This is a genomic window from Rothia sp. HMSC076D04, assembly GCF_001814645.1.
In the GTDB taxonomy this organism is placed as follows: Bacteria; Actinomycetota; Actinomycetes; order Actinomycetales; family Micrococcaceae; genus Rothia; species Rothia mucilaginosa.
Genome location: NZ_KV817365.1, coordinates 377,052 through 399,487 on the forward strand (window position 1 = coordinate 377,052; position 22,436 = coordinate 399,487).

Here is a 22,436-nt window from a genome sequence, read left to right on the forward strand (position 1 = left end):
AAGCTTCGGTAGCAAAGTGGCGGGGAGTTGCGCTCAGGGGAGTCCCACTAACCGGCTATGCGCGGCCGGCGGGCAAGATGCCGGGGGTGTTCGCCCCTCGGCGCAAAACCCATCCGGAACGTGCCCGCCGCACGGTTCGCCCCGTACACTTAACGGCATGTTCAGCTTCGGATTCTCCCTCATCATCGCAGGCCTCATCGGCACGATGCTCTTCCTCTACATCCGCAACCGCAGGGTCAGCGCCCCGCGCCTGCCCGGCAATGACGGCGGCAACCTCGGCTACGCGGGCGGCGAAGAGTACAGGGAGCCCTCGCCCGAATACCAGTACTTCGAGAGCCGCCGAGACGAATTCCTTGATTGGCTCTACAGCCGCACCTCCTCTCCCGAAATTCCCGTGACCCTCACCCTGCGCGACTGGGTAGACCAGGGCTTCTACGCCGGAGGAGGCGCCTACTGGGCGGCCGCGCAACAATTCACCTACTACCTCATCGACGGCGGGTACGTGCGCGCCTACGACACTGAAGGCGATGAGCTCACCGCCCAGCGCGTGCTCACCGACCGGCCCGCGGCCCTGCAGCTGACCCCCAGCGAGTACCAGCGCCGCACTAACCGCGCCGCCTAAAAACCTAATCAACGTGACCGGACGGCGACGGTAGCGTATAGTTAAACCGTCTGTCTGCAATGCGAAAGCCGCAGACCCCGCCCGAAGAATGACTACAGGAAGGTCCCCATGGACGTCATCATGAACGTACTCATGGTCATTATTGCCATCACCAGCGTGATTGCAGTGCTGCTCGTGCTGCTCAACCGCGGTCAGGGCGGCGGCCTCTCCGACATGTTCGGTGGCGGTATGACCAACTCCCTGAACTCCTCCGGTATGGCGTCGAAGAACCTGATTCGCCTGACCGTGACCGTAATCGTCATCTGGGTTATCGCAGTGGTCCTGTACGGCCTGGCCCTGCGCTTCAACGGCCAGATCGTCGTCTAGCCTGAACCCACCTTCACGGGTGAACGGATAGAGCTTCTCCCCGGCACTTCTCAACCGAGAATGTCGGGGATTTTTTATGCACCAAACGGCAATGACGAAAGCGGTAGCGGGGTGCGAATCTTTACGGCATGATAGGACGTATACACCACATACGAAAGGCAAAGAAGCCATGAGCGTCTACACCCTCGACTACACGTACACCGCCCCGTCAGCCCTCATCGACGGCGCCGACTCCCGCGCGCTCAGCCTCGCCACCAGCGGCGGTAGCACCCCCGAAGGTGCCGCCGCTCACCCGTACTTCTTCTCCGGGTTCCTCGAACGAGCAGACGTCTACGCCACCGCACTACTGGTCGTCGCCAGGGTCGCCCGCACCCGCTTCTACGTGCCGCCCAGCTCCCTCGCCGGAGCCCTACGCGCCGCAGACCCCGTCGTCACCAGCACCGCCGAAGGCCTACGCTTCGAATCCTTCAGCGCCTGCTGCGGAGTGTACGCGCGCCTCGACGTTGACTCCAGCGCACTCGACGCAAGCCACAGCGCCGTAGGCGTCACCAACGTAGACGTCAACCCGCCCCTGCGTGCCGCGCTTGCCTCCCTCAGAGCAGGGGAGCCCATCCACCTGAACGTCGGCGACGACGGGCTGCTCACCACCACCCTTGACGGCTCCGTCATGGAAGAAAAAGTGCCGCTGCCCATCCGCTGGCTCAAAGGCTTTGCAGAAACGCAGATGCTCTCATCCCGCATGAGCCCGGTGCACAGCCTGGACGCTGCCGCCGCCCGAACCTTCATCCACTCCCTGCCGCGTAACTCCAGCACCAAGGCGGTCCTGTGGGCGACCCGCGCGGTGCGTTCCCTGCGCCTTGCCACCCGCGCCACCGCCGGATCCGTATGCATAGCGGGCCCCGAGCGTCTGCGCGTGCTTGAGCCGCTCATCCGCCACATTCAGCGCCTGGACGCATACAGTGAGCCCGTGACCGCCGGTAACGCGCCCGTGCCCAGCGTGTGGGTGGCGCACCTGCCCGGCGCACGCCTGAGCATTGGTTTGAGCCCCGAAAAGTCACGCGGGTTCTCCGGTGAGGGATCCGTGCTGCAGGCGCTGTCTAACCCGAACACCGCCCAGAACGCTGACATGCTCAGCGTGCTGCTCTCCTTCGAGCCGCGCATTGACGTGCCCGTCATGTCTGCCCGCGCAGGCCTGGACGAGGCGGCAACCCGCGACGCCCTCGCCCTGCTGGCTTCCTCCGGCCAGGTTGGTTTTGACGCGCACGCTGGCGAGTATTTCCACCGCCCGCTACCCGTGCATCCCGAGGCGCTGACCGCCATGCACCCGCGCCTGGTCGGCGCGAAAAAGCTTGCCGATTCCGGCGCTATTGAGCGGGTCGGTGAGGGGGAGCACGGCACCGGTGAGTACAGTGTGCGCAGCGGTGAGAACACGTACACCGTGGTGCTACCCGCCGACCCGTACGCCGTGGAGGGGTACCTCTGCTCCTGCCCCTGGTGGTTGAAGTACCGCGGTACGCGCGGCCCCTGCAAGCACGCGCTGGCGGTCAGTATTCTCTACCGCGAACACGCCGCTAGTTAGACACACCACGCACCGCACTAAAAGACGACGCCCCAAAAGCTCCCCTCAGCTTCCTTCCGAAAGACCATCATGAACGCACGCCCCGAACCGCACACCTTCCCCGAAGGGGTCATCACCGAGCCGCTCCCCGGTGAAGTCATCCACCCGCTCCGCAGGCAACAGAAAACCTGGAGCGGAATCATGCACTTCAACCGCAACCTCGCCAACATTCTGGCGGTCGGCGGTACCCTCGAGCAGATTTACCGCCGCTGGCAGTACTTTGACATTATCAGCACCCCGTTCGGCTCCGAGGTCGGCAAAAATAAGCCCGGAACCGTCACGCAGGACCGCGTCAAAGCCTACGCAGAGTTCGGCTGGTTCACCGGAGGCGTTGCCATGCGACTTGCCGAACTCTACGACGGCGCGCACCTTGAGCACGACGAGGACTACTACACCGCCCTCATCAACTGCGACCGCGAGCTGATCCTCCCGCTACTGCGCGAGGACGAACAGCTCCGTGAAGAACTTATCTGGGGCATGCTCGCCGTCGAAGGTAACCGGAACGTATCCCTCACCCAGCGCGACTCCTACAAGCCCGGGCAGAAGGAGAACAACCCCGGCTGGTCCTGCGCCCTCATCGAAGCCTCCGAAACCGGGCTGATTAGCCGTGACCGCCTGATTGACGCGCTCCTGAGCTCCCTCATGAGCGACTTCCCGGCGTACCGGGTCGGCTGGTTCTCACGCCTGGTCACCGGGCTCAAACTCACCGCCGAAGAAATTGCGGTACGTCAGAGCGAATTTCTGACGCTTTTCTCCTCGCCCATCGGCCCGAGTGTGACCCTCGGCGTGCAGCATATTCACCGCCTCTGGACCAAAAACCCGCAGGCGCTGGATGCTACCGCATTCGCCTACGCGGCACCCGCCGTATGCGCCGGAACCAAAGCAAACGCGCTCAAAATCCTGACCATGCTCCAAGCGCTGTACCGGGCGGGCACCCTCGACGCTGCCGCCTGCGAAGACGCTGTAGTCATGGCGCTCAGCCACACCCACGCGCAGGTTCAAGCCGCCGCCCTCAACCACCTCGAAGAATGGGTGCAGGCGGGCGCCGCAGACAACGCGAGCGCCGACGCTGTCGTGTTCGCCGAGCGTGCCCGCGAACTCTACCGCGACTACCGACCCCAGCTCGATCCGCTGGTTGTGGCGCAGATTCAGGAAAAGGGCTCGCCGCTCCTCGAAGACGGGTACAGCCCGGAGAATAGCCGGGGGAGCGGCGAGGACAGCACCGCCCTCACTGAAGCTGCTGACATTGAGGCCGCCGCCGCGGAGGCGCTCGCCGCCTCCCGCACCGCAATCCACCGGTACTGGGACACCCCCGTGCGCCCCGTGACCGCATCCGACGTGCAAGAACGCGCCCGCGCGCTCCTGCACCATCAGGTCGCGCCCAGCGCTACCCCCGATACGCTCAATGAAGCGGAACTTCCCGAAACGCACGCCGGATGCGAGCTGGAGCTGGAACTGCTCACCGCCTACCTGCTCAGCGCCGACGGCATCGCGCAGAGCCCCAAACTGCTCGAACAGCTGGTTCCTATCTGCCTGAAAAAGCTGAACCACTGGGGTTTGACATGGTTCGACATGCGCGCGCACTTGACGGTTCTTGCCGCCGCCGGGAAGCTGCGTGAGCGCGCGAAGGCGTCGGAGATGACCCCGAAAGAAGACCCCGGTACGGTGCCGAACCTGCACTACATGTACTCCCGCCACGCCGCGTTCTTCAGCACCGGCTTCAAGGACGCCCTCGGCGTGCTGCAGAGCAGGCAGAGCTACACCCCGCTCGCCACCCCTGAGCTGTTCGGCGGGTGGGTGCATCCGGATACCCTGGTGCGCCGGTACGCCAAGAACCTGGCTGATGGAGCCCCCATCCTGCGCCAGGATTTCACGGCGGCGCTACTGCGTGTGCGCGTGCCGGAGGTGCTGCCTCCATACGCTACCGACGAGCGGCGACAGGATGCTGAGCACCGCCGCGCTGAGGCGCTGACCCTGCTTGAAAGCCTCGAAGAGCAATACGTGAAGAACGCTCAGGAGGACGCTCCGCGCTCTGCTCCTACCCAGATTCGTGTGCTCCGCTCCGCACTCGACGGCACCCTCGCCACCGGGCGCGTCAACCCCTACCTGGAATCCATCACGGTAGCCCGGCGGGAAAAAAGCTGGGGCCTTCAGCTGAACGGAGTGGCGCACGGTGCTTCCACCCCCGAGCTGAACGCTTTCCGCGGACTCGCCACCGCCCACCACGACGAAGAAGGACAGTACGCCCTGCTCTACCCCTCGCGGGCAGAACCGCTGGCTTTCTACTGCGCTAGTAGCAACTGGTACATCTTGGACCACAGCGCCTTTGACCGGAGCCTGTATTTGGCGTTGGCGGCGCACCCCGGCGTGTGGGGCCCCGCATGCGCCTTCGTGTTCGCTGCGGGCTTCTCGGAGCAGCGCGTCGAGATTCGTTCCCTCGCCGTGGAAATCATGCACCGCGTGCTGGACGACCAGCTCAGCCTTGAGGACGCCACGGCAGGGTTCGTGAACTTTGTGCCGCTGGCGATGCTGAACCGTTGGGCGCTCGCCCTCACCGACTTCGCCCAGCTGGATGCGCGGGCGGCGGTGCGCTTCTTCGCGCGCCTCATACCGCACCTGGATACCGGGGCGAACTCGCTCGGTAAGCTGCTGGGCGCCTTCAGCCAGGCGTTGGCGACTCTCGACCCTGCCACCCGTGCGCAGCTGGTGGATGAGCCGCTGCGTGCCTGGTTGGGTACGCTGACCGGTTCTTCGCAGAAGGCGCGGTACGCCCGGAATATCCTCAACCAGGTGCAGGGCTAACCGCCCCGCCCCTCTAACTTGTCACAACCATTCACCATCAACTCCGAAAGCAGGTACCAATGACTGATACCGCCCAGCCGCACAACCCTAACGAGCACAGCGCAGGTGAGCGCACCCTCGAAGAGCGCCGCGCCGCCCTCAAAGCCCTCATGGCGGCAGAATCAACTGACGTGCAGGAATACCACGCCGTCATCACCGGCGCCACCGAGGAGGAACGCGCCTCCCTCGCCCGAACCCTCACCCCCAAGAGCGTCATCGGTAGCGACCACATTAACCGCACCCCGCTCGCCGCATACGTTGCCGGGGCGCTCGTGCGCACCCCCGACGGTGACCCGTGGGAATACCACCGTTCCGCCGGCCGCGCCATGCGCACCCTGCTCTGGGAGGGGCGCCCGGATCAGCAGCTGATTGACGCGTTCCTGCTCGGGGCCACCGAACGCCCCGAGGAGTGGATTCTGCGTTTTATTGAGGGCCTCCCGAACTCTTGGGCGCGTTCGAAGAAAATTTGGGAAACTTGCTATCGTCTGCTTCGCGCCCGAAACCTGAGCTGCGATGCCCCCGAATACCTGGTCCTTTTCCTGCACGAAGCCCTGCCCTGCGTGAAGAAGGGCAGCGCCAGTAATCACGCCCAGCTCAAAACCTTCTTCACCCGTGACATGACCCTGCTCGACCAGGAGTTCTGGGCGGTCTTCCGCACCGAAGGGGTGCTCTTCAAGGGCTACGGCAACTACATGGGTGAAAGCGCGGAACTCTGCCGCCTCATGGGCGAATACTTCGACATTCGCGACGAAATCCTGGACGCCCTGCTACGCGGCCTGACCAGCGATTTCAGTGCCTTCAACTCGGCTGCGTTCCACTCCGTCTACACCGACCTGCAGCCCACCGACGCAGAAAACCGGGCACGCCTCGGGCAGCTCATGGCTGTCCTCACCGCGGAACCCAGCGCCTCCGTCGGATTCGCCCAGACCATGCTGCAGAACGTCCTCAAAGCCTGCGCACCCGCCGCCCTGCAGAAGACCCCCGACCTGCAGCCCCTCGAACAGGTCGACCTGGAACAGCTCATCGACGCACTCGGCGCGAACCTCTACCGCACCGAAAAGAAGATTCAGCGCGGCGCCCTGCGCCTGCTTAAGCTCATCGCCACTCAATACGCTGGTTTGAGTAAAGCCAAGCGTAAGAAGGCGCAAACCGCCGAGCAGCTGGCGCTCGCCAACTATGTTGCTGACCGTGTTCTTGAAGCCTACGAGGTGCTGCCCCTGGAGTTGCGCGGTGCCGCTGAAGCCTGCCTACCCGAAGACCGCCTGCCGCAGGCCGAAGAGGCGGAGGCGGCGGGCGCCTCCGTAGAGGTGCCACCGGTGCTATTGCCCGGCGTTGAGCACCGAGAACCCGTCGCATCCATCGCAAATTTGGAAGAGTTCTGCACCCTGCTGACGGAAGAGTCGAACACCACCTCGGGTCGAATTACCGGGGACGAATCTCCCAGCACCCGAGGAGAGAACCTGGCACGTCTCTACCACTTTGCCGCGACCGACAAGCTGGCGCCGGCGGATCAGCAGCAGCTTCGTACCCTGCGCAAGATCGCCAGCGAATATTACTACAACAACGTCGCGTACATGCCTGTTCTCCGCGCAGTATTGAAAGCTAACGCCGAGGCCGCAGGATACGAGTCCTGGGAGCTACCCGAGCTGACGCCGCTCCTGCAGTATTCCGACCGTAGTGAGATGGTTGCACGAGCTCACCCGGGTAACGCGCTCCTGAGCAAGGAAGAGATGATACGTCTGACTATTCAGAATAAACACCATCTCTGGAATGCTGACTACAAGCCGTTGAAGGGTTACCGTGATCTCTATGAGATCTTCCGCGAGCAGATGCGTGCCGTCGCCGCCGGGGGAGAGTACCGCACGGACGGACGTACCGTTCGTCTGCTTACGGAACCTCTACCGCCCCGCCCCCTCGCTCCGGAGGAGTGGACGTACCGCATGGTCTCCAGCCTGGACATCCCCTGGAGTGGCTACAACCGCGGTCTCGATTTTGATCGAATTGAGGAATACCGGCAAGCCAGCCAGGAAGGTCGTCTTCGCGAGGCAGGTTTTGAAAACTTTGACGCCGAGGAGTTCGTGGAGTACCAGCCCATGTGGCAGGTTAAGGGCGACATCGCGGATACCGTGGATGAGGCGCGCGAGGCACTGAGCCACGCAACCGCTGGTCTGAGCCCTGAGGATGCCATCGCCTACGAAGCTCTTAACACCGCGTTCATTCCCTTCGTATATTTGCTGAATCTCGACAGGGTCGACAGCTGGCTGGGTGATTTCCTCCCGGCACTCACCGAATGGGCGTCCTGGCTGCTTCAGAACAACCCGGACCTGCTCTCGGCATACTTCCTGTTCGCGGGGAGGGCCGCACTCGACTATAAAAATGCGACCCCCGTATTGCCGCTTCTGCGTGCGTTGAGGGAATCCACCGTGCAGGTGGGCGCCCCGACCTGCACCCTGCTCGGCTATGTGGCGAGCGCGAAGAATCCTGAGTACCGTCTGGCGGCGGCAGAGGCCATTGCGGCACTCTTTGAGGCGGGCCTGCTGGATACAGGAACCTTCGCAGAGACCCTAAAGTGGGCTCTGGAGGACGGGATGGTCCTTGCGAACCGCCTGGTGGCGACCCTGCGTGAGGTGTCGGGTATCGGTGTTCTGGCGGGTTGGCGTGTGCTGCAGGTTCTGCGCCTGCTGTTGCCGATGGTCGGTGAGCTGACGAAGGGCGGAGACTATGTGCGCCTGGCGGTTGAGCTTGCCGAACTGTACGGCACGCCGGTTGAGATTCCCGCCGAGCTGGAGCCGAAAATGAAGGGCTCCACGGTGCTGGCGAAAGCACTGCGCGCCCTGGCTGCCATGCCTGCCCGCAAGACGGAGGAGGCGCTTGCCGCCCGCGAGGCAGCGCTCGCGCTACTGGGGGAGAACGGTGCCTAATACTGTGCCTGAAAGCGTGCATCCTGCGGCGCCTGCGTGGAGCGCTGAATACCTGCAGGAGTTCCTGTGGCGCATTGTGCCGGGTCGTTCCATGCGCTCTATGGATGATGAGGTGATTGCCGAGTTTTTCAGGGAGCATCCGGAACACTGGGAAAAAATCTGGGCGCTGTTTACCGTGGAGGGCGCCATGCCCTCGAATGGTCTAGCACTCTGGTTTATTTATGATGCGCAGCTGACTATTTGCGGTCATGATTTGCTGGTGTATTTGGCGGAGCATTTTCCGCAGTATCGAGCCCGGATTGAGCAGGAGTGCGTTCAGGCGTTGCTACGTGATTATGCGCCGCAGAACGCCCGCGTTTTCTCGCGTGCCTTTGAGGCTCTGACGGCAGTTCCGAAGGGGCTGCGCGGTGCTGAACGTAAGCAGGCTTTGGTGGGTCAGGCGCAATCCTATGCTCAGCACGGTGCGCTGATTCCGGCGTTGTTGGCTTCGCCGGTGGCGACCACGGCTGCTGTGGGTGCGCAGATGCTGCAGAGTGTTCTGCAGGTCTGCGCGCCGTCTGGCGGTTCTGCTCCTGCCGGTCTGCTGCCGCTAACTGCTGGTGAGCTTCAAACCCTGGTGGCGGAGGCTCTACCTGCCGCCGCGCAGCTGCTGTTCCGGCGTGAGAAGAAGCTGATGACTGCCGGTTTGAAGGTGCTTGAGTTGAGTGTCCGGGCGGTACCGGAACGTGCCGGGGAGGTGTCTGCTTACGCGCAGGATGCTGTGGAGGTTCTTCCTCTGGAGCTGCGCGATCGCGCGCAGAAGCTGTGCCCTGACACTGCGTCTGCACAGCCTAGTTTGATTCAGCCGAGCTCGACTCAGCCTGTTCCCACTCAGCCTGCAACAGATCAGCGGCCCTGTAGTGTGCAGATCCCGGATGTCCCTGCCATGGGGCTCTCAGCCTCGGAGGTGAACGCCGCCCTCAACGCGGCGCCGCAGGCGGGGCGCGCCTCCGAAGCTACCCGGGATGCTATTCGCAACGACCGGGACTGCGAAGAGCTGCTGTTCGCCCTCTACCACCTCAACGAGAGGGAGCAGTCTGTCCGCCGCATCCCGGCGTTGCTGAGCTACCTGCACCGGGCGCATCAGGAGGGGCGAGTCATTGAGTTCAGTCCCGCTTTTCAGAAGCATCTGCGTCGTTACCTGAGCCGTACCTGGCATGACGTTTGCGACCAATTGCGGTATCTGGCGTACCGTCTGCTGATTCAGCATGTGCACGCCGCAGACCCTGACCCGCAGGCAGCACTCACCGAACACACGGGTCGTTTTCAGGGTGCTGATTTTCACTTCAAGGGGTACCCGCGCAAGGGTAGCGAATATTGGGCGTACCGTTCGCCCACGGCACTATTCCACGAGCAGCTTCGTGTTGCGTTCGGGGATCAGCCCTATAGTAGCGAGGGTGCGGCTGGGCAGGGCTTTGCGCCTCTGCTGGCTGAGCCGCTGCCTGCGGTGGAGCGTTCTTTTGAGCGCACGGTGATTCGTTTCAAGTCGTACCGTGAGGCGTTTCCGAAGGTTCTGCACGGCGAGTATGAGGTGAATGATTCCACCTATGAGCTGTGGCAGGTGCCGGGGGAGGAGCTAGCCACGGAGCGGAGTACGTTCACGGCGGCGGCATACACGGTGGCTGGTGCCTGTGTGGAGTATCCGGGGCGTTCCCTGGAACATGCCGAGGTGCCGTCTGTCGCCCTGGTATGTGGCTGGTACGCCTGGGCGATGCGCCACAACCCGGACCTTCTGGCGGCGCAGTATAAGCCGTTGCTGAGCGTGTATCAGTTCTCTCGTCTTCACGGTTTTGAGGAGGTTCTGCAGGCGCTAGGTGCGGCGGAGCGTGCTCTGGGTGTGCCGTCGTATAACTTCCTGGCGTGGGCTTCTGTAGTGTACGCCCCGGAGCGTCGCGCGTTGACGGCGGAGACGATTGCCTCCCTCATTGACCGCGGCAACTGGGATGCGCACCTTTTCGCCAGTGAGCTCGGGTACCTCCTGGAGCACGGCTGGTTCGGGGCGAATCGTCTGGTGCAGACGTTGAACGATGCCGCTTCGTTGAGTCCCTTGGCGGGGTGGTCTGTCTTCCAGACGGTGCGCTGGATTCTTCCGTTGGCTCCGCAGGTGGGTCAGGGTGCGTCCCTTGTGAAGCTTGCCGTTGAGCTTGCCGAGCTGTACGGTACGCCGGTTGAGATTCCCGCCGTCCTGGAGCCGAAGATGAAGGGCTCTACAGTGCTGGCGAAGAGCCTGCGTGCCCTGGCTGCGGTAATCCCGCGCGTGACGGAGGAGGCGCTTGCCGCCCGCGAAGCCGCGCTTGCGCTATTGGGCGAGTCCTAGCCCGAAAAACCTACCTGCCGGTGAGGCTACTTGCCCCTTAGCTAGAGCCTCACCGGCGGGTAGAAACCCCCGAGCATGCTTCGGTGACGAAACGGCTTGACCACCGTCGCGGGGCGGGAGTACTCTATAAGTAATGGCGGATCATGAAGAGTCCTACTTTCTGAAATATCTTTTTCTTATATTTGTCGGATTCTTCGCTTCCCGCCATTTTTCTTTTAACCCCCGTTCCCACCACGATGACGGGGCGCAGATGACTGGCGAGCCCCGCACGGAATGACGTAACCGCCTGTTGCCCCGCGAATACACACCCCCGCAGGTCACCGATGACCAAACCCAGCGACAACCCGCACCCACGCCGCTACGATAAGAACATAGACACACCACCGACGGTGACAGCCGGGTGAGACCAACGGAAAGGACGACCCGTGACCACTCCCTACGACGCATCCCCCTACCTGCAGGAATCACCCTACTTCGACGAATCCGCCTACCTTCACGGCGAAGCGCCCGAGGGCCTCAGCCCCCTCGTGCGCCTCATCCTGATGCGCCGCTACGGCGTGTACGTCTTCACCGACCTGTACGGCCCCTACTACCGCTCGAACTACTCGAGCATTAATGAGCGGCACCAGGCCGGTGTATTCGACACCGACCTGGGGCGAGTGTCCGCCCTGAGCAATTGCGGTCTGACCCTCAGCGAGGAATCCCTCGCCCAGGCGTTGAAGGTCAGCACCAACGAATTTGCCCTGTTCTTGACCATCTGGTCCTACGAGTACGGGTACCGCCCCGGCCGCGTGTTCCGCCGCGACTTTGATTTGCGCGCCCTGACGCTCACCGAGGAGCAGCGCTACACCGAGCAGATCATGCACTACCTCTCCAACCCGTACTACAACCCGGACGGCACGGAGCGCATCGTTGGCGGTCTGCCCGAGAACTACGTGCCCTACGAGTGGCAGCAGCCGCTGAGCCGCACCAACCTCATCGGTATGGAACGCAACCGCCGACCCCTGCAGATGGTCAGCGGCGTGCAGAACGCCCTAATCATGGCGGGTGCCCTCTACCAGCAGCTGCTCGGCCAGCAGCAGGTATACAACCAGACCGACCAGCGCGACCTGGTGGCGCTGCGCCGCTTCCTCGCCCAGCATGACGCCCTGCCAGCTGCCCGACCGGAGAACACCAGCCGCGAGAACCGCGTGTTCATCGCCGCATGCCTGCACCCCGAAGACGCTGAGCACTTGTACACCATGAAGGAGGCGCTCGCCCTCGCCGCCGCCTACTCGCGCCTGCGTTTCAACGGCACGGTGGGCGACCTGAGCCTGAGCATCGCGCCGCGCCTGAAGCTGCGCCGTAGCGAACGCACCCGCATCGCGCACCTGCTCAACCGGGTGCTGGAAGCTGACCCGGTCGGTGCCCGCTACGACAGCGCGCCCAATGCAGAGATGTACAAGCGCCTCGTCAAGGCGGTTCACCCCGGCGACTACCCGTCACTGACCGCGCTGAGCCGCTGGGCTGACGACCTGTACCGCGGCGAGGTGTACAGCTTCGAGTCGCTGGTGGACCGCGCCTACGCAACCCGGGATGCGCAGAACGTGGCACGTCTGCTCTCGACCCGCCCCGGCGTGTTTGTACGCCAGCTGGTGCGCGCCCTGGATGCTTTCGAAGCGCCTCGCTACGGCATCGATACCGCACCGAGCCCCGGCCAGCAGGTCATCTTTGACGCGTTCGCCGCCGTGGCACCGCGCGTTTCCGCACCCATCCTGGTGCAGATTCGCAACCTGGTGACCCTGCAGCGTAACGCGCTCGCGAACCCGCCGAAGGAGCGCCCCGCCAACCCGGTGGCGGTGCAGGAGGACCGGGAGATGGCTGACTATGCGCGCCGCAACCCGGAGGGCGTCGCGAGGGTTCAGAACCTCATGCAGAACGCGGGTATCCCGAACCCGTTGGGCTCGTTCTTTGGGGATAATTCCGGCCCGGAGAACCCGCTGCCTTCTATCCCGGTCGGTTCCGAACCTGCCGCGAGCCAGCGCGAGGAGCGCCGCGCGGCGTCCGCTCAGAAGACTCAGCCTGCCGCCCCGCAGCGCATGAACCTGTCCAAGACCGGTATCGCCACCATGATTCCGGCGCGCGAGTACAGCCCGGTCGTGCTGGACCTGCTGGAGCGCCTGGTCGAGATTGGCCTGTCCGGCCGTCTTGCCGAGACCAGCATCTACCTGCCCGAGCAGGTGGGTGATACGATTATGCCGCTGAACACACGCAGTGCCCGCCCCTCCCTGGACGGTATGGGCCGCTACAACACCTCGACGGTGCACCTGCCGCCCACCGGCGTGATTCGCCTCTTCTGCTTCTGGGATGAGGGCGTGGACATTGACCTGTCGCTGATGATGTTCGATGCCGAAGGCAACTACATGGACAAGATCAGCTACTGGTCGCAGACCGTGAAAAACAGCCAGGGCGCCATTTACGCGCACCACTCCGGCGACATTACGGACGGTACCGGCGGCGCCTGGGAGTACATCGACATTGAGGCTCGCAAGGCGCTCAAGGCGGAGGTGTGCTACCTCGTGCCGGTGGTGCAGCTGTACTCCGGCTTCGGGGAGGCACACACCCTGGCCGCGGTGAACGACCTGCAGGCGGGCTTCATGGTGGTTCCCGCCGTGGGCGTGGGCGAGGTGCACGAGGTGAGCCAGGTGCACACCAAGTTCACCTTGCGCGCTGAGAGCCGCGGCGTACTGCCGTTCATCGTGGACCTGCAGAACCGCGACCCGTACGACATCCCGGAGGAGACCGACGCCATCGTGAAGGTGACGGATATTGGTCTTGCTCACGGTATTAACGTGCTGCAGTCTGGCGCGAACATTACTGCCGTGCGTGAGCACTTTGACTGGGCGCAGCCTATGACGGTGCGCGAGTACCTGCAGCTGACCGGCGCGAAGCTCGCCCCGACCGCTGAGGAGGCGCAGGAGGTGCTGGAGGCGACGATTCCGTCGCTGGCGGCACTGTACGTGGGCTTCGAGAACGAAGCGGAGCAGGCCCAGGAACAGGAGCCTCAGGAACAGCAGCTGAAGAAATAGAAGCCGCAGAATCCTGCCGCTGCTGAATAGTAGGCGGGCGTAGCAAAGAGTGGAGCCCCGGATAGATTTCTATCCGGGGCTCCACTCTTTTGTCATGTCATAACATTTTGGAATCTTCGTCGGATGATGAAGATGTACTGGCTTACTTAGGCGACTGCTTCGAGCTGTTGGCTCACGTACTGGTTCAGGCTCTGGTGAGAAAGCGCTGCCTGCTGAACCAGACGACGATGCAATTGCGGTGAAACACGCAAGTTGAATCGTCCTGAGAAGGAACGCAGAGAGAACGGTTCGGGTGCCTCGCGGCCGTCTTCTTCAAGAATTTCGAGGGTGTCGGCGACGACTTCTCGGATACCTTCGAATGCCTCGGTAGAAGTTGGGGCCAGGTATGAGAGGCTGGGAAATTCGGCTACGGTTCCGACGAATTCCTGGTCGTCTTCAGACCACTCGACGCGGTAGGTGTAGAGCTCTTGGCGGGGGAGAGTACTAGTCATCGTTATTCTCCAGTTTTCGAATGGCAGTTAGAACCTGCTTGACTTGGTATTTCTTTGCTTTACCGGAGTTTCCCTGTTGAATGTTGACAATAGGGTCACCATGCCAGGGGGTGCTGTAGTAGTGGTGAGATCCGCGGATACGCGGCGCTCCAAAGAAATGGGTGCATACCTTTTGAAGTTGAGTGAAAGTAACGTTTTGAGGGCTGGAGGCCATCTTCGCAACTAAATCTTCAATACTCGGCATACTTTATAGTACCACTTCTAGTACCATTCGGGGTGGTATAAAACCATAGAGAAAAGCCCCGGGTAGTCGAAACTATCCGGGGCTCCACTCTTTTGTTGATGCAGTTCAGAACCGAACCTTACGGGCGGTTCTCAGGAGCCAGCGACTCCTCGGTTGCAAAAATCAGGGTCTGCTTCTTACCGCGTGCACCCACCGCCGGGGTTTCCAGCAGCAGCTCCGCGTTCAGGTCCTCAGCGTCCAGCTTCGCGCCAGCTAGCAGGCGGCTGGTCGCATCCTGCTTATCCTCACCGGTGATGAGGAAGAACACGTGACGCGAATTATTGATAATCGGCAGGGTCACCGACACGCGCTCAGCCGGCGGCTTCGGCGAATCAGAAACCATCACGGTCACAGCCTTACCGCCCTCAACTGGATCCTCCGGCAGACCGGTACCCAGCAGAACCTGCTTACGGCCCGGGAACAGGGAAGCAATATGACCGTCCGGGCCCATGCCCAGCAGGGTGATGTCAAAGACCGGTGCGGGCCACTGGCCGCCACCGCCACCACCGCAGCCTCCGCCGCCGCATCCGCAACCACCTGCGGGCTCAGCAGCCTCAGCGTCAAAGTCTTCGAGAGTGGTCTCTTCGATGGACTGCTCGGGTGCGGAAGAGCCGCAACCGCCGCCACCACAACCACAGCCGCCGGAGCCGCCGTGCTCGTGACCTGCGCCGCCACCGTGACCGCCAGCCAGCGGCAGTTCGGTTGCGCCCTCGGGCATCTGCACGCTCACAGCCGGTGCAGAACCGGCGTAGTCGCGCATCTCAAAGGCGTAGTGCTCAGCCGCAGCCTCAAGACCGGTGAAAATATCGGACGGACCCATGCGGTGCACATTGCCCACGACCAGGCCGTGCGACAGCAGGGGAGCGAGCAGCACCTCAATAGCCTGACCGTCATTACGTTCGGGGCTACGCTCGGGTACGAAACGCTCATCGGAGAACCAGAAGTGCACGCGGGACCAGTCGATATCCTTCACGCGCTCGTTCTCAGCCCACGCCTTCAAAGTGGCGATACCCATCGTGCCGCCGGTCAGCGAAATGTGGGCGATCGTGCGCTCAGAGAGCACGTGCTCAATGATGTCGAGGATGCGGGTCACCGCGTCCGCTGCGAGAGCGTCGCGGGTCGGGTGCGCCACCAGGGTGGGGGTGGATGCGCCCATGTTCTGAATCTTAGGCATCGAAAACCTCCGGGTATTCTTCGAGATCCAGCATGTCTTCAGGCTGGCAGGTATCGTCCACGAGGGTTACGGTGCACAGCGCCTGCTTCAGCACGTCACCGTAGGTGTCGTCCGGGTCGAGGCGGCGCAGCTCCTCAGAGATACACTCGGCGAGGGTACGCACCGGCAGCGCAATCTGCTGATCGGGCGCGTACGGGGTGGAGATGGTCGCCACGGAAATGCCGGGGCGGAACATCGTCACGGAACCGTCTTCACGCTCAATGCTGACGCGGTACAGGCCACGGTTTGCCGCGCCGATGGTGGCGAGGTGTACGGGCGCTTCAAGCTTCCAGCCGAGCCACGTACCGAGTAGCACCACGGACGGGGACTTGCTCGAACCCCACACAACCACGCGGCGTACGGGGGAGGAAGGCATCTGCTCCATGAGCGCCGCCAGCTGGGTGCGCCACAGGGTGAGGCGGGTCCATGCCAGGTCGGTGTCGCCTGCACGGAATACGTCGGTGAGCTTGCGCAGCGCTTCCTTCGGGTCGTCGGCGCGTGCAGAGTCGGTAATGCGACGCTGCGCGATACGACCGATGGAGTGCTGTGCCGGGTTCTCGGGCACCGAGTGCGGCCACCAGACCACAATCGGGGAGTCCGGCAGCAACAGACCGGAGATCAGTGCTTCGGTCGGGCGGGATGCGCTACCCCAGCCGCGCAGAACAATCATCTCGGATGCGCCGGTGTCGCCGCCGAGGTGGATTTCTGCATCCAGCTGGTCCGGGTCGAGCGGGTCGTGAGAGATGTGCACAATAATGCGGCTCGGGTGTTCGTGGGAGGCACGAATTGCGGCGCGCATTGCTTCGCGGGAGTGGCCCTTTTCCGCGAGAACAACGAGGGTGAGTACTCGTCCGCTGCTGAGGCTACCGTTGGCGGCAGTCAGGTGGCTCAGTTCCTTGTTGATGGCGGAAACGGTGGTGTTATGCAGGTGCGAGATCACGGGCGCCTCCAAGCGCGGTTGTCACGCTCAAGCATCTCGTGTGCTGAACGCGGACCCCACGAACCGGACTCGTAGGGTTCAGGCTTAATGCGGTTTTCTTCCCAGTACTCTTCGAAGGGGTCGAGGATCTTCCAGGAGAGCTCAACTTCTTCGTGGCGGGGGAACAGCGGCGGCTCGCCGAGCAGAACGTCCAGGATGAGGCGTTCGTAGGCTTCGGGGGACTCTTCGGTGAAGGAGTGGCCGTAGCCGAAGTCCATGTTGACGTCGCGGATTTCCATCTGTGTGCCGGGCACCTTCGCGGAGAATCGGATGGTCATGCCTTCGTCGGGCTGCACGCGGATGACGATGGCGTTCTGGCCGACCTGCGGGTTTTCACGTTCGCCGAAGAGACGGTCGGAGGACTTCTTGAAGACCACGGCGATTTCGGTGACTCGGCGGCCCAGGCGCTTGCCGGCGCGCAGGTAGAAGGGGGTGCCTTCCCAGCGGCGGTTTGCGATGGACACCTTCAGCGCTGCGAAGGTTTCGGTGCGGGAGTCTGCGGGGATGTCGTTTTCGTCGAAGAAGCCGTTGACGTGCTCGCCGCCCTGGTAGCCTGCGGCGTACTGGCCGAGCGCGAAGGAGTTCGGCAGGTCGTCGATGCGGACTGCTTCGAGGACCTTCGCTTTCTCGGCGCGCAGGTGCTTTGCGTCGAGGCTGAGGGGCTCTTCCATGGCGGTGAGGGCGAGCAGCTGCAGCAGGTGGTTCTGGATGACGTCGCGGGCCGCACCCACGCCGTCGTAGTAGCCTGCGCGGGAGCCGATGCCGATGTCTTCAGCCATGGTGATCTGGACGTGGTCAACGTAGTTGGAGTTCCAGAGCGGTTCGAACATCTGGTTGGAGAAACGCATCGCCAGGATGTTCTGCACGGTTTCCTTGCCCAGGTAGTGGTCGATGCGGAACACGGCGTCGGGCGGGAAGACTGCTTCCACGATGGAGTTCAGTTCGCGTGCGCTTTCAAGGTTGTGACCGAAGGGCTTCTCAATGACCACGCGGCGCCAACCGTCGACGGGGTTGACGGTGTCGTTATCGCGCGATGCGAGGTCGTGTTCGGCGAGCTTGGTGAGGACCTGCTCGAATGCCTTCGGGGGAATCGACAAGTAGAAGGCGTGGTTGCCGTGAGCACCACGCTCGTCGAGTTCGGCAAGGGTGCTCTTGAGCTGTTCATAGGCTGCGTCGTCGTCAAAGGCACCTACGACGAATCGCATGCCCTGCTGGAACTGGTTCCATACGTCTTCGCGGAAGGGGGTACGGGCGTGTGCTTCAACGGATTCGCGTACGTAGGAACGGAAATCGTCATCGCTCCAGGGGCGGCGGCCGAAGCCGACAAGGCCGAAGCTCGGGGGGAGCAAACCGCGGTTCATGAGGTCATACACTGCCGGAAGCAGCTTCTTGCGGGCCAGGTCACCGGTTACGCCAAAGAAGACGAGCGCGGACGGCCCCGCAATGCGGGTAATGCGGCGGTCGCGAGTGTCCCTGAGGGGGTTCGCTTCATGACCGATAGTCACAATATATTCCTTTGATTGCCTTGGTTGGTTCGTGCGGCGCGCGGTTCGTACCTTGTCGCGCGGAGGCGATGCCGCATTCTGGAAGGTGTGTACCCTGTATTGTACCGGTTTTGACGGGATTGTCTCAGTGGCACCCTAATTCGCCGAGATTCCCTGGGACGCCCCGGGCGGTGAAGCCCTGCGGGAACCCTGGCGAAAATCCCGGTCAGAATCTCTACGAGAATCCCGGCGGATTGGTGCTGTGCCCACAATATGTTGGGCGTGCATATCGGTTGGTGTGCGTCGGGTGGTGCACACCGGGAACGCATTGGTCATGCGCTATATTTCAGCGGCTGCTGAACTTCAGTGGCTTCCGAATTTCAGCAGCTGTAGATTCGGCTGTGTCGCCTGGTTTTACTTAGCCTGCTCGAGTGCCTCGCGGACGGTCTGCAGCAGCTCTTCCCAGGAGACGTCGAACTTGGACAGGCCCTCAACCTCGAGCTTTTCCACGACCTCCGGGTAGGAGACGTGAACGGAGATAGCGTCCAGAACGTTGTTGGACTCGGAGTAGTTCGGCACGATGGTGTTGCCGGTAACCTCGCCGTGATCGGCAACAGCGTTCAGGGTTGCCTCGGGCATGGTGTTCACGGTGTTGGGTGCGACCAGGCCGGTGACGTACAGGGTGTCCGGCAGCGAGGGGTCCTTCACACCGGTGGATGCCCACAGCGGGCGCTGTACGTTTGCGCCGTGTGCCTGCAGGCGTGCCCAACGCTCGGAGGAGAACATTTCCTCGAACACCTCGTAGGCGAGGCGTGCGTTTGCCAGGCCTGCCTTGCCCTTGAGCTGCACAGCGTCGCCGCCGGCAGCTTCGAGGCGTGCATCGATTTCGGTGTCTACGCGGGAGACGAAGAAGGATGCGACCGAGTGGATGGTGGACAGGTCCTTACCGTTCTCCAGCGCCTGCTCCAGGCCGAGCATGTAGGCGTTGATGACCTCGCGGTAGCGGGTCAGGGAGAAGATCAGAGTCACGTTCACGCTGATGCCAGCAGCCAGGGTTTCCGCGATGGGGCGCAGGCCTTCCTGGGTTGCGGGGATCTTAATCATGACGTTTTCGCGGCCCACGCGCTCGTAGAGTTCACGTGCCATCTTGGCGGTGCCTTCGGCGTCGCGTGCCAGGCGGGGGTCAACCTCGATGGAGACGCGGCCGTCAAAACCGTTGGATGCCTTGTAGACGGGTGCGAACACGTCGCAGGCTGCGCGCACGTCGTCGCAGGTTGCGGCGAAGACTGCCTCTTCAACGCTTGCGCCGGCGGCGGCAAGCTCACGCATCTGCTCAGCGTATGCGGCGCCCTTGGAGAGCGCACCAGCGAAGATGGTGGGGTTGGTGGTCACACCGACGACGTTGTGGGTCTTGATGAGTTCGGCGAGGTTGCCGCTGGTCAGACGCTCACGGGAGAGGTCGTCAAGCCAGATGGAGACGCCGGCGTCGGAAAGCTTCTGAGTGGACTCAGACATGTGAAAACCTTCGATTCTTTGTCGAAATTGAAATTTGAGATATCAGTGAAATCTTCTGGGCGGCGGGAGGCTCCGGCTGAGCGGTCAGCCGGAGCCTACCCGTTGCGTCCGCACCCCACCCGTACAGGGGGAGCGCAGTGTGCGCGGCAGTTACCGCGGCGTTGTTACTGCCTACTTAGCGGCGTCGATGGAATCCTTAGCGGCGGCCACGACAGCCTCCGCAGTGATACCGAATTCGCGGTACAGGGTCTTCGCATCGGCGGATGCACCGAAGTGCTCGATGGATACGGCGCGGCCGGCGGTGCCGAGCAGGTCGTACCAGCTCATCGCCAGGCCAGCCTCGACGGAGACGCGGGCTACAACCGAGGAGGGCAGAACCGACTCGCGGTACTCTGCGTCCTGCTCAGCGAACCACTCACGCGAGGGCATGGAGACCACGCGAGCCGCGATGCCCTGCTCTGCGAGGGTTGCGCGAGCCTGAACAGCGAGCTCAACCTCGGAGCCGGTAGCGATCAGGATGACGTCCGGGGTGCCCTCGGTGTCAGCCATGATGTAGCCGCCGCGTGCGGTGCCCTCAGCGGAAGCGAACTTCTCACCCTCAGCGTCTGCGTGCACGTCTTCACGAGCCCAGACGGGCAGGTTCTGACGGGAGAGCACGATACCTGCGGGGCGGTCGGACTTCTCCAGGATGGTGCGCCATGCGACGGCGGTTTCGTTAGCGTCCGCGGGGCGAACCACGTCGAAGCCGGGGATAGCGCGCAGAGAGGAGAGGTGCTCGATCGGCTGGTGGGTGGGGCCGTCCTCGCCCACACCAATGGAGTCGTGGGTCCACACGTACAGTGCGGGAACGCCCATCAGCGCGGAGAGACGAACAGCCGGACGCTGGTAGTCGGAGAACACGAAGAAGGTGCCCGAGAACGCGCGGGTCGGGGAGGAGAGCACGATGCCGTTGACGATGGCTGCGGCAGCCTGCTCACGAATACCGAAGTGCAGCACGCGACCGTAGGGGTTCGCGGTCCAGTCTTCGGTGCTGTGCGATGCCGGGTTGAAGGACTCTGCACCCTTGATGGTGGTCAGGTTCGAGCCGGCGAGGTCAGCGGAGCCACCCCACAGTTCGGGGAAGGTGTCAGCAATAGCGTTGATGACGGTGCCGGATGCCGCGCGGGTTGCCACGGAGGTGCCAGCCTCGAACACGGGGAAGGCAGCCTTGTAGTCTGCGGGCAGTTCGCCTGCGACGAGGCGCTTGTACAGTTCGGCGCGCTCGGGGTTAGCCTTAGCCCACGCCTCGAACTTCTCGTCCCATGCCTTGTGTGCCGCTGCGCCGCGCTCAACGAGCTGGCGGGTGTGCGCCAGGACGTTCTCCTCGATGAAGAAGCTCTTGGCGGGGTCGAAGCCGAGCAGTTCCTTGGTTGCGGCAACCTCTTCAGCACCGAGCTTGGAGCCGTGCACTGCGCCGGTGTTCTGCTTGGTGGGGGCGGGGTAGCCGATGATGGTGCGCAGCTCAATGAAGGAGGGCTTGTCGGTGACAGCCTTTGCACGCTCAATAGCGGCGTACAGTTCTGCGACATCCTCAACGTAGTCGCCGGTGCGGGTCCAGTCCACGCGCTGAACATCCCAACCGTAGGACTCGTAGCGCTTTGCTACGTCCTCGGTGAAGGCAACGTCGGTGTCTTCCTCAATGGAGATGTGGTTGCGGTCCCAGACGACGATCAGGTTGCCGAGCTCCTGGTGGCCCGCAAGCGCGCTGGCTTCGGCGGTCACGCCCTCCTGCACGTCACCTTCGGAGGCGATGACGTAGACGTGGTGGTCGAAGGGGGAGGTGCCCGGTGCTGCTTCGGGGTCGAACATGCCGCGCATACGACGCTGTGCGTAGGCGAAACCAACGGCGGAGGCCAGGCCCTGGCCGAGCGGGCCGGTGGTGATTTCTACGCCCTTGGTGTGCTTGTATTCGGGGTGGCCGGGGGTGAGGGCACCCCAGGTGCGCAGGGCTTCCAGGTCGCTCATTTCGAGGCCGTAGCCGCCGAGGAACAGCTGAGTGTACAGGGTGAGGGAGGTGTGGCCGGGGGAGAGGATGAAGCGGTCACGGCCTTCCCAGCGGTCGTCGGAGGGATCCTGGTTCATGACCTTCTGGAAGAGCAGGTAGGCGACCGGCGCCAGGCTCATTGCGGTGCCGGGGTGGCCGGATCCGACCTTTTCTACGGCGTCTGCGGCGAGGATACGTGCGGTATCTACGGCGCGCTGGTCGGTTTCTGTCCACTGGAAGTTCTCTGCCACGTGGGTGTCCTTTCACAACGTGAGTGGATGCGCCAGCAGGCTTGTGCTAGCGCGCTGTCCGTCGGGTGTAACGTGCCTTCGGTGGCGCTTATTCCCGCGCCGGTAGGCACCCGGGTAGGTGCGGGGCACACGGGGTGCTGTGCGCGGGGCGTCCGGAGAGTTGTTTCGACCCTTTCGTTTTAACAGGATAGTTCACTGGGCGGAAGTATCCGGTGTGTGAATGCAGACATTCACAGGGTGATACGGGGCTGAGATGGAGAAAAAGCGACGCTACAACGCGGGCTCCGCGGATTTCGCGGTGCACGTTTGAGCTGTGTTTCTGAGCTATGCGCTGAATATTGTTCAGTAACGTAACAATTTTTGTGTAAGTGGTGAAGCTCATGTTAAGGTTGAGCAGGAAGGTTG

Annotated in this window: 13 protein-coding genes; 7 read left to right on the forward strand and 6 right to left on the reverse strand. The window is 62.9% G+C overall.

All coding sequences use genetic code 11. The annotated features are described in order from the left end of the window. Positions 1–157 precede the first annotated feature (157 nt). The 7 genes from HMPREF2980_RS03850 (at position 158) to HMPREF2980_RS03880 (ending at position 13,792) form a co-directional block, all read left to right on the forward strand. Entirely contained in the window at positions 158–622 is a 465-nt protein-coding gene (locus HMPREF2980_RS03850; RefSeq protein ID WP_049342829.1) for a hypothetical protein, read from the forward strand. A 108-nt stretch (positions 623–730) separates the two neighbouring features. Next, the gene (gene secG / locus HMPREF2980_RS03855) at positions 731–988 is read left to right on the forward strand and encodes a preprotein translocase subunit SecG (protein WP_049334137.1); all 258 of its coding nucleotides are present in this window, start codon (positions 731–733) and stop codon (positions 986–988) included. Between the two features lie 169 nt (positions 989–1,157). Continuing rightward, the gene (locus HMPREF2980_RS03860) at positions 1,158–2,567 is read left to right on the forward strand and encodes an SWIM zinc finger family protein (protein WP_070690240.1); all 1,410 of its coding nucleotides are present in this window, start codon (positions 1,158–1,160) and stop codon (positions 2,565–2,567) included. A 69-nt stretch (positions 2,568–2,636) separates the two neighbouring features. Beyond that, positions 2,637–5,408: a DUF6493 family protein gene (locus HMPREF2980_RS03865; RefSeq protein ID WP_070690242.1), complete on the forward strand. Its 2,772-nt coding sequence runs from the start codon at positions 2,637–2,639 to the stop codon at positions 5,406–5,408. A 59-nt stretch (positions 5,409–5,467) separates the two neighbouring features. Next, on the forward strand, positions 5,468–8,368 hold the full coding sequence (locus HMPREF2980_RS03870; protein ID WP_070690244.1) for an endonuclease: 2,901 nt from the start codon (positions 5,468–5,470) through the stop codon (positions 8,366–8,368). Then, the gene (locus HMPREF2980_RS03875; RefSeq protein WP_070690246.1) at positions 8,361–10,724 is read left to right on the forward strand and encodes a DUF7825 domain-containing protein; all 2,364 of its coding nucleotides are present in this window, start codon (positions 8,361–8,363) and stop codon (positions 10,722–10,724) included. Before HMPREF2980_RS03870 ends, HMPREF2980_RS03875 begins: the two co-directional genes overlap by 8 nt. 425 nt (positions 10,725–11,149) lie before the next feature. Next, positions 11,150–13,792 carry a hypothetical protein gene (locus HMPREF2980_RS03880; RefSeq protein WP_070690247.1) on the forward strand — a complete coding sequence of 881 codons (2,643 nt, stop codon included), beginning with the start codon at positions 11,150–11,152 and terminating at the stop codon, positions 13,790–13,792. 146 nt (positions 13,793–13,938) lie between these two features. Here the strand turns inward: HMPREF2980_RS03880 and HMPREF2980_RS03885 are convergent, their stop codons facing one another. The 6 genes from HMPREF2980_RS03885 to tkt all read right to left on the reverse strand — a co-directional run bounded on the left by HMPREF2980_RS03885 (position 13,939) and on the right by tkt (position 22,031). Beyond that, positions 13,939–14,283, reverse strand: a complete 345-nt coding sequence (locus tag HMPREF2980_RS03885; RefSeq protein ID WP_049347012.1) for a type II toxin-antitoxin system HicB family antitoxin — start codon at positions 14,281–14,283, stop codon at positions 13,939–13,941. Positions 14,284–14,645: 362 nt separating this feature from the next. Beyond that, positions 14,646–15,740, reverse strand: coding sequence for a 6-phosphogluconolactonase (locus HMPREF2980_RS03890; RefSeq protein ID WP_070688269.1), 1,095 nt, complete (start codon positions 15,738–15,740; stop codon positions 14,646–14,648). Beyond that, positions 15,733–16,719 (reverse strand): glucose-6-phosphate dehydrogenase assembly protein OpcA, encoded by a 987-nt coding sequence (locus HMPREF2980_RS03895; protein WP_005506118.1) that lies wholly within the window; start codon positions 16,717–16,719, stop codon positions 15,733–15,735. The genes HMPREF2980_RS03890 and HMPREF2980_RS03895 overlap by 8 nt, the downstream gene beginning before the upstream one ends. Continuing rightward, on the reverse strand, positions 16,716–18,263 hold the full coding sequence (gene zwf / locus HMPREF2980_RS03900; protein WP_070690249.1) for a glucose-6-phosphate dehydrogenase: 1,548 nt from the start codon (positions 18,261–18,263) through the stop codon (positions 16,716–16,718). Before zwf ends, HMPREF2980_RS03895 begins: the two co-directional genes overlap by 4 nt. Positions 18,264–18,656: 393 nt before the next feature. Next, on the reverse strand, positions 18,657–19,757 hold the full coding sequence (tal, locus tag HMPREF2980_RS03905; RefSeq protein WP_070506337.1) for a transaldolase: 1,101 nt from the start codon (positions 19,755–19,757) through the stop codon (positions 18,657–18,659). 171 nt (positions 19,758–19,928) lie between these two features. Further along, on the reverse strand, positions 19,929–22,031 hold the full coding sequence (gene tkt / locus HMPREF2980_RS03910; RefSeq protein ID WP_070690251.1) for a transketolase: 2,103 nt from the start codon (positions 22,029–22,031) through the stop codon (positions 19,929–19,931). Positions 22,032–22,436: the final 405 nt, after the last annotated feature.